Source organism: Kitasatospora sp. NPDC093806 (assembly GCF_040683335.1).
Taxonomy (GTDB): Bacteria; Actinomycetota; Actinomycetes; order Streptomycetales; family Streptomycetaceae; genus Kitasatospora.
In genome coordinates this window covers 1-7,601 of the sequence record NZ_JBFBDO010000187.1, presented here as the reverse complement: position 1 = coordinate 7,601, position 7,601 = coordinate 1, and the positions used below count along the sequence as shown (strand labels likewise).

General features: G+C 75.9%; 8 protein-coding genes. 5 read left to right on the top strand and 3 right to left on the bottom strand.

Going from position 1 to position 7,601, the window contains the following annotated elements; translation table 11 throughout:
• The 3 genes from AB0N76_RS38475 to AB0N76_RS38465 form a co-directional block, all read right to left on the bottom strand.
• A partial coding sequence (locus AB0N76_RS38475) for an MBL fold metallo-hydrolase (RefSeq protein WP_363565503.1) occupies positions 1–1,121 on the bottom strand: 1,121 nt, incomplete at its 3' end.
• A gap of 281 nt (positions 1,122–1,402) precedes the next feature.
• Positions 1,403–1,855, bottom strand: a complete 453-nt coding sequence (locus AB0N76_RS38470) for a MaoC family dehydratase (RefSeq protein WP_363565502.1) — start codon at positions 1,853–1,855, stop codon at positions 1,403–1,405.
• Positions 1,856–1,998: 143 nt separating this feature from the next.
• A complete protein-coding gene (locus AB0N76_RS38465) occupies positions 1,999–2,430 on the bottom strand; it encodes a pyridoxamine 5'-phosphate oxidase family protein (RefSeq protein ID WP_363565501.1) in 432 nt (143 codons plus the stop codon).
• Between the two features lie 247 nt (positions 2,431–2,677).
• On the opposite strand from AB0N76_RS38465, the gene AB0N76_RS38460 reads away from it, so the two are divergent.
• The 5 genes from AB0N76_RS38460 (at position 2,678) to AB0N76_RS38440 (ending at position 7,508) form a co-directional block, all read left to right on the top strand.
• Positions 2,678–3,577: a hypothetical protein gene (locus AB0N76_RS38460; RefSeq protein WP_363565500.1), complete on the top strand. Its 900-nt coding sequence runs from the start codon at positions 2,678–2,680 to the stop codon at positions 3,575–3,577.
• A 138-nt stretch (positions 3,578–3,715) separates the two neighbouring features.
• Positions 3,716–4,339, top strand: coding sequence for a hypothetical protein (locus tag AB0N76_RS38455; RefSeq protein ID WP_363565499.1), 624 nt, complete (start codon positions 3,716–3,718; stop codon positions 4,337–4,339).
• Positions 4,333–5,301, top strand: a complete 969-nt coding sequence (locus tag AB0N76_RS38450; protein ID WP_363565498.1) for a hypothetical protein — start codon at positions 4,333–4,335, stop codon at positions 5,299–5,301. The genes AB0N76_RS38455 and AB0N76_RS38450 overlap by 7 nt, the downstream gene beginning before the upstream one ends.
• A gap of 199 nt (positions 5,302–5,500) precedes the next feature.
• Positions 5,501–6,286 carry an SAF domain-containing protein gene (locus tag AB0N76_RS38445; protein WP_363565497.1) on the top strand — a complete coding sequence of 262 codons (786 nt, stop codon included), beginning with the start codon at positions 5,501–5,503 and terminating at the stop codon, positions 6,284–6,286.
• Between the two features lies 1 nt (position 6,287).
• Positions 6,288–7,508, top strand: a complete 1,221-nt coding sequence (locus AB0N76_RS38440) for a hypothetical protein (protein WP_363565496.1) — start codon at positions 6,288–6,290, stop codon at positions 7,506–7,508.
• Positions 7,509–7,601 lie beyond the last annotated feature (93 nt).

Genomic DNA, 7,601 nt, shown 5'->3' with positions numbered 1-7,601 from the left:
CCGTCCGGCCCCACCGGCGCCGCGCCGTCCTGCGGCAGCGCGGCGACCGCCCGCCACCAGAGCCGCAGCGCGGGCGGGTCGGCCGGCTCGAAGGGCTTGCCGGGGCGCGGCACCGCCACCCGGGCGTCCAGCGCCTGCGCGGCCGCGACCACCCGCTCGGCGGGCTCCTCCCAGGGGTGCGGGGCCAGGTTGAAGGTGCACCAGTGGATCGGCAGCAGCAGCTCCCCGCCCAGGTCGAGGTGGGCCCGGACGCCCTCCTCGGGCGTCATGTGCACCTCGGGCCAGAAGTCGCTGTACGCGCCGACCTGCATCATCGTCGCGTCGAACGGGCCGAGCCGGCGGCCGACCTCGGCGAAGCCGGGGAAGTAGCCGGTGTCCCCGCTGTGGAAGACGGTGCGGCCGCCGCCGGCCACCACCCAGGACGCCCAGAGGAACAGCGGGCTGGTGCGCGGGCCGCGGCTGCAGTAGTGCCGGGCGGGCGTGGCGGTCAGGGTGAGGCCCGCCACCTCGGCCGACTCCCACCAGTCCAGCTCGACGATCCGCCCGGCCGGCACCCCCCAGTGCTCCAGGTGCGCGCCGACCCCGAGCGGGACGGCGAAGGTCGCGCCGGTGCCGATCAGCGCCCGGATCGTCGCCATGTCGAGGTGGTCGTAGTGGTCGTGGGAGACGACGACCACGTCCACCGGGCCGAGTTCGGCCAGCGGCAGCGGCACCGGGTGCAGCCGCTTGGGGCCGGTCCAGCCGAACGGGGAACAGCGCTCGCCCCAGACCGGGTCGAACAGCACCCGGCGGCCGCCGATCTCGGCGAGCACCGTGGCGTGGCCGAGCCAGGTGAGCCGCAGTCCGGAGGCGGGCGGCTCGGCCAGCTCGGCCGGGAGCAGCCGGTGCAGCGGCACGGCGGCGGCCGGCGCCCGGCGGGTGCGGTCGCCGGTCAGCTGGGCGCGGGTGATCTCCAGCGGGCTGCGCTCGTAGACCAGCCGGCGGGTGGGGACGGGGTTGCGGAAGGCGCCGTCGGAGAACTGCGGTGAGCGGTGGATCCGGGCCAGCCGCTCGCCGCGCGGCTCGGCGCCGAAGGCGTCGGTCCGGACCTTGTGCCAGGCCGCCCGGGGGAGTCCGGCCAGGCCGGGCGGAGCGACGAGGGTCGGGGACAGGCCGAGGACGCGGGTGTACCACGGGGCGGCTGGGCGGGGCACGGCACCTCCAGGGACGGCAACGGATACCGGGCGGGTCGGGGTGCGCACCGCCGGCGCGGGCACCCGTTCGGTACGACAACCATCTCGTCGGAGGTTACTCGCGGTCGGCCCGCCGGACTCGGCGAGCGGCCCGGCGCGCGCCGTTCGGCGTACCCTGCGCCGCCCGGCCTGCCCCGCGCCGTCCCGCCGACCAGGGGGTTACCCGGGCGTCAGGCGAAGAAACGGGTGATCGTCTCGGCGACGCAGTGCGGCTTGGCGCTGTCCGCGCTGGTGATGGTGAACCGGACCACCACCTGCACGCCGCCGGGCACCTCGGTCGCGGAGACCAGCTCGGCCGTCGCCCGGATCGCCGTGCCGACCGGCACCGGCGCCGGGAAGCGGACCTTCTCCGAGCCGTAGTTGAGCGCCATCCGGACGCCCTCGACGCCGTAGCACTCCTTGGCCAGCACCGGGATCATCGACAGCGTGAGGTAGCCGTGCGCGATGGTCGAGCCGAACCGGCTCTCCTTCGCCCGCTCCGGGTCGACGTGGATCCACTGGTGGTCGTCGGTGGCGTCGGCGAACAGGTCGATCCGCGCCTGGTCGATCGTGTGCCACTGGCTGGTGCCCAGTTCGGTGCCGACGGCGGCGGTCAGCTCGGCGAGGGAGGCGAAGATCGTCACGGGGCGCTCCTGAGGGGAAAGCGGGGGTGGTGCGAACTCCGCAGAGTATGCCTACTCGCCGGTCACCTGTCAGGGCCCGATCCGTCAGGGCCCGATTCGTCGGGGGACCGGCCCGTCGGGAACGCGGGACGGGAAGCCGGGGCTCAGGAGCGCTGCACCGAGCACCCGGCCGGGAGCAGCCGGCGGCCGCTGATCAGCTCGGGCAGCAGCGAGACGAACATCGGGTCCGGATCGCCGACCCAGGGCCGCAGTCCGGAGCGGAGCGCCCGGCGGACCTGATCCGGCTCGCGCACCACCTCGGCCCGGCCGTGCACCAGCACGCTCCAGCCGGTCCGGGTGACCGGGTCCAGCTGGTCGGCCTGGAAGGCGACGACCGTGCCGTCCAGCCCGCGCGTGGTGGCACCGCCCCGGCGCACGGCCAGCAGCAGGCGCCCGTCCGGGGTGACGTCGAAGGCGACCGGCAGCACGGCCGGCAGCGCGTGCTCGGTGTACACCACGCGTCCGACGGGCACGGTGCTGAGCAGCCGCAGGCACGCGGCCTCGCCGAGGTCCTCCAGCTGGTCGTCACGGTCCATGGGTCCGATCGTCCCCCGGTGGCGCGCGGGTCGACAGGGCCCATGGTCCCGGAGCGGCAGGGTCGAGCAGCCCCCGGCGGCGGGGCGTAGGACCCCGGGCGCGGGCGCGCGGGACGGTAGCCTGCCCGGCGGGTGGGCGCCGGTGCGCGGCGGGTGTGTCGTCCGGCGCGCGGGGTGCCCGGACGGCGGAGCGTACGGCGGAACGGTTCGGCGGTCCCGGGAGGCCGGGGCCGGGCAGGAGGGGGCGGTGCGGGTGACCAGTGGGATCGATCTGGTGGTGATCGGGGCGGACGGCGGGCCGGACCGCGCGTTCGGCGGTACGGCGCAGGCGGCCGAGGGCGCCCGGGCGCTGGCCGAGGTGCTGCCCGGGATGTGCTTCGACACCGGCACGGCCGGCAGCCGGGTCGCCGTGGTCGACCCGGGCGCGGACGCCAACACCATGCTCACCGCGGTGCGCGAGGCGGCCGCCCGGCCGGGCCGCTGGCTGCTGGTCTGCCTGGTGGGCCAGTTGGTGGCCGACCCGCGCGGCCGCCGGCTGGCCCTGGTGACCGGCGGCTCCACCGCCGACAACGCCTACCGGCGCGGGCTGGCCTGGGACTGGGTGGTCAGCGCGATGGTGCACGGCGACCAGGAGGAGGCGCTGCTGCTGGTCGACGCGGTCGTCGACAAGGACACCTGGGCGGCGCTGGAGCGCGGCGGCGGCGAGGACGGCCTGGGCGAGCTGCTGAACTACTCGCGGGTCCCGCTCTGGGGCCGGATCGGCCGCCACGCGCCCGGCCGCTACACCCCCGGCAGACGCGGCCGGGACACCGTCCTGCCGGGCGGCCCCGGATCCTTCAGCCAGTCCCTCACCACCGTGCTGCGGCAGGGGATCGCGGGCGCGCCCGCCGCGGTCGGACCGCTCGACCTGCAACCCGCCGTCGGCGCGCTGCTCGACGGCGGGACGCCACCCGGCGCGGGCTCCGGTGCGCCCGCGAACCAGCCCGACGCGCCGGGTGTGCGCCTGCTCGTACCGCCGGAGGGCGGGCGCCTTTTGATGCGCAATCGGGCCGCCGTTCGGGGCGCATTGGCCGGATTGTCGCTTTCCGAAGAACTGTTGGCCCTTCTGTGGCGGGAAAGTGCCCCGACGGATCCGCCTTCCGCGTAAGGTCAGGGGGCCCGAGGTGTTGCCGTGAAGGCTCGGTTTGGCGAAGAATCGATGCCCGCGGGGCAACACCAGCGGGACTGCGGAATTCTTTTGGCGGCCACGGACCACGGACGGGGCCGGCTGCGACGAGGTGGGGCGATGCGGCAGCGCGGAAATGTGTTGCGCCCTGGGGCGGTTGGGGTCGGTGGGCTGGTTCTGGCGTTACTGCTGAGCGGATGCGCGAGCGGTGGCGGCGGTGGTTCCACCGATCGTCTGGGGACCAATGCGCCGACGGTTGCGGCGGTGACTCCGGTAACACCTTCGGGTGGATCCGCAAACGTCGGGATCGCGCCGACCGAAGGGCCCGAAGGGGCGGCCGCCACCGAGGCTCTGAGCACCTATCAGGACTGGTGGCAGGCCCAGGCCGAGGCCTACGGGCGGACGGATTCGGACGGTTCCGGACTGGAGACGTACTCCTCCGGGAAGGCGTTGACCGAGGCCCTGGTCAATCTCAAGCAACTCCACGAGGCCAAACTGGTGATGATCGGCGGACCGCGGAATTCGCCGGTGGTGAAGGCCGTCGACCTGACCGCGGATCCGCGGACCGCCGTGATCGAGGACTGCCTCGACGTGTCGGGGTGGCACCAGGCGGACGCGGTCACCCGCGCGGTGAAGGACCCGCCGGACCGGTCCACCCGGTACGTCGCGACCGTTTCGCTACGACAGTTCCAAACGCGTTGGCTGATCCACGAGTTCAAGCGGGAGGTGGGACGCACATGCTGAAACCGGTACGGCGATCGGTGATCGGCGCACCACTGTTCGCCGGATTGTTGTTATCCCCGGCCCTGACCGTGCCCGCGGCGGCGGAACCGACCCCCACCGGGGGCGCCACCCGCTGCGAGGTGACGGCGATCTGCGCCGAGACGCACGAGACCGCCACCAAGCCGCCCACGGGCGGCGGCGGGACGGGCGGCGGCACCGGCGGGAGCTCCAACGGGCCGCAGGTCTGCACCTACAACGGCCAGAACTTCGCCTGCAGCGACCCCGAGCTGGGCTGGTTCAGCGCCGCGCGCGGCTGCTACTTCCGGGCGATCAGTCCGCCGCCGGCCGAGGGCGACCCGCGCTGGCAGGGCCACAAGCCCTCGGAGGGCGCCGTCTACAACGCGACCTGCGTCCAGGCCGACGGCAACCTGGGCGCGGCCCCGGCGGAGTTCTTCGCCCAGCCGCCGGCCGGGCCGCCGCCGGACAACCCGGCCCAACTCGCCAGGGACGCCCGGGCGAAGATCACCTTCCCGCCGGTCAAGCCGGGCCTCGCGCCCAAGGACGCCTCCGTGGTGGGCGCGCCGGTCTGGCTCTGGCTGCAGGACGCGGCGGTGCCGACGGCCGGTCAGGCCCGCGGCAACACCCTCACGGTGACCGTCACGCCGAGGCTGGCGTGGGTGAAGTGGACCTTCGGCGACGGGACGACGGTGACCTGCTCGGGCGCGGCCGCGGCCGGCACCCCGTACGACCCCGCGTACGCCGACAAGCCCTCGCCCACCTGCGGACACGTGTTCACGACCGGCTCGGGCAGCCGGAAGGACGGGCTGTTCCACGGCACGGTCCGGGCCCAGTGGATCGGTGACGTCACGGTGTCCGACGGCACCAGGATCGATCCGATCGAGGTGCCGCTGACGGCGGACATCGCGTTCAAGGTGGCCGAGGTGCAGGTCCTCAACCAGCCGCTCCAGGCCGGCCGCCCCTAGCCGTTCCGGGCCGTCCGGGGCGCGCCCCCGGGCGGCCCGGACGACCACGGCACGACGCACAGCATCCGACGAACGACGCGAGGAAGGCCGAAACCCGGTGGAGAACCGTACATTTGCCACGCCCGGGTCCGGTACGTCCGCCACGGCGACCGCGACCCCCGCGGCCGCCCCCGCGGCCGGGCCGGAGCAGGGACGCGGGGTGCCGCGCACCCCGGGGCGGACGCTCGGCGCGCGGCGCCGGCGCCCCGCCGTGCTGGCGATGGCGGTGGCCCTGATAGCCGCCGGCGGACTGGGCGGGGCCGTGCTCTACAACAGCACCGGCCAGCGGGTCTCGGTGCTGGCGCTCGCCCGTGACGTGTCGTGGGGGACGACGCTGACCGAGGAGGACCTGGTCGTCGTCCGGATCGCCGGGGACCCGGCGCTCAAGCCGCTGGACGCCGCCGACCGGTCCAAGGCTATCGGCATGCGGGCCACCACCGACCTGCACCGCGGCGGGCTGCTCACCAAGGCCGACCTGGCGCAGTCACTGGTGCTGGGCCCGACCCAGCTGCTGGTCGGCGTCTCGGCCAAGCGCACCCAGCTGCCGGCCACCCGGCTGCTGCCGGGCATGCCGGTGATCGTGGTGTACACCGCGGACGGCGCGAAGACCGAGTCGCTCGCCGCCACCGTCTACACGGTCGGCCGGGTGGAGTCCGACGGCAGCCTGGTGTTCGACGCCGTCGTCGGCGCGGCGGACGCCGGGCGGCTGGCCGCCTGGGTCGCCAGCGGACGGATCCAGGTGGTGGTGGCCCCGCGCACCGCCGACGCCGCGCCCGCCGCCGGAGCCCCGGCCCCCGGAGCACCGGCCGCGGGGGCACCGACTCCCGGCGCTCCGACTCCCGGCACTCCCACTCCCGGTGCTCCGACGGCGGGAGCCCCGGCGGCGGGAACGCCCGCCGCCGGACGCCCGGGGACGCCCGCGCCGGCCGGGACGGGTGGGGCCTGACATGGCGGTCATCGCGGTGGTCGGCGGCCCGGGGGCACCCGGCGCGACCACGACGGCGCTGGCGCTGCTGCTGGCCTGGCCGTTGCAGCCCGGCCGCCGGATCCTGCTCGTCGAATGCGACCCGGACGGCGGCGCCGTCCTGGCCGGCGCCCTGGAGGGCCGGGTCGAGGCGGTCTACGGACTGCGCAACCTCGCCATCGCCGACCGGCGCGGGCTGCTCGGCCAGGCCCTCTGGGAGCAGCTGATCGACCTCTCGCCGGACGGCACCGCCGAGCGCCTCCTGCTGCCCGGCCTCACCGACCCCACCCAGGCACCCGGCCTCGCCTACACCTGGGAGCCGCTGATGGAGGTGCTGCACGGGCTGGAACCGCAGGGCTACGACGTCATCCTCGACCTCGGCCGCTCCGGCGCCACCGGGATCAGCGCGGTACTGGCCCGCCGCGCCGACGTGGTGGCCGCCACCGTGCGCACCACCCTGCGCGGGCTGAGCGCCGCCCGGCCCCGGCTGGCCGCGCTCGCCGAGGACCTCGGCGCGGCCGGCACCGGCGCGGACGCGCTCGGGCTGCTGCTGGTCGCCGAGGGGCCGTACTCGGGGGCGGAGGTGTCCCGGGAGTTCGGGCTGCCGGTGCTCGGGCTGCTGCCGCACGCGCAGCGCACCGCCCGGGTGCTGTCGGACGGCGGGGACGTCACCGACCGGCGGTTCATCCGCTCGGAGCTGATGCGGACCGCGCGGTCGGCGGCGGACGAGATCCAGCTGACCGTCCGTCGGCGGCGGCAGCGGCTGGCACCGGCCGCCCAGGCCGCCGCGCCGCCGGCGCAGCTCGCCGCGGCCGGGCCGGTCGGGGTGGCCGGGGGAGCCGGTTCGGCGGTCCCGGTGGGCGTGCCGGCGGCCGTCGGCGGGTACCAGGCGCCCGGACCGCAGATGTCCGGACCGCAGGTGTCCGGGCAGCAGGTGCCCGGGTACGAGGCCTCGGGGTACGAGTACGCGTACCCGGCGCCGCAGACCGCCCAAGCCGCCCAGGCCACCCAGCCGGTACCGGCCGCGCAGGCCGCCGCACCGGGGCAGGCCGTCCCGGCCGGGGCGCCCGGGCAGCAGCCGTACGGCCGGCCGTACGGGCCGGTCCCGCCGGTGATCACCACCGGCCCGGTGGCGCCGCTGGCCGGCCTCGCCCCGCAGCCGGCCGCGCCCGCGCCCTTCCCCGGGCACGCCGCCGCGCCGTAGGTGGCCATCGACACCATGAAGTAGGTCTTCACCGGCAGTCCGCCGGCCAGCTGGCTCGTGCCGTAGGCGTGGATGAAGAAGAGGTACATCAGC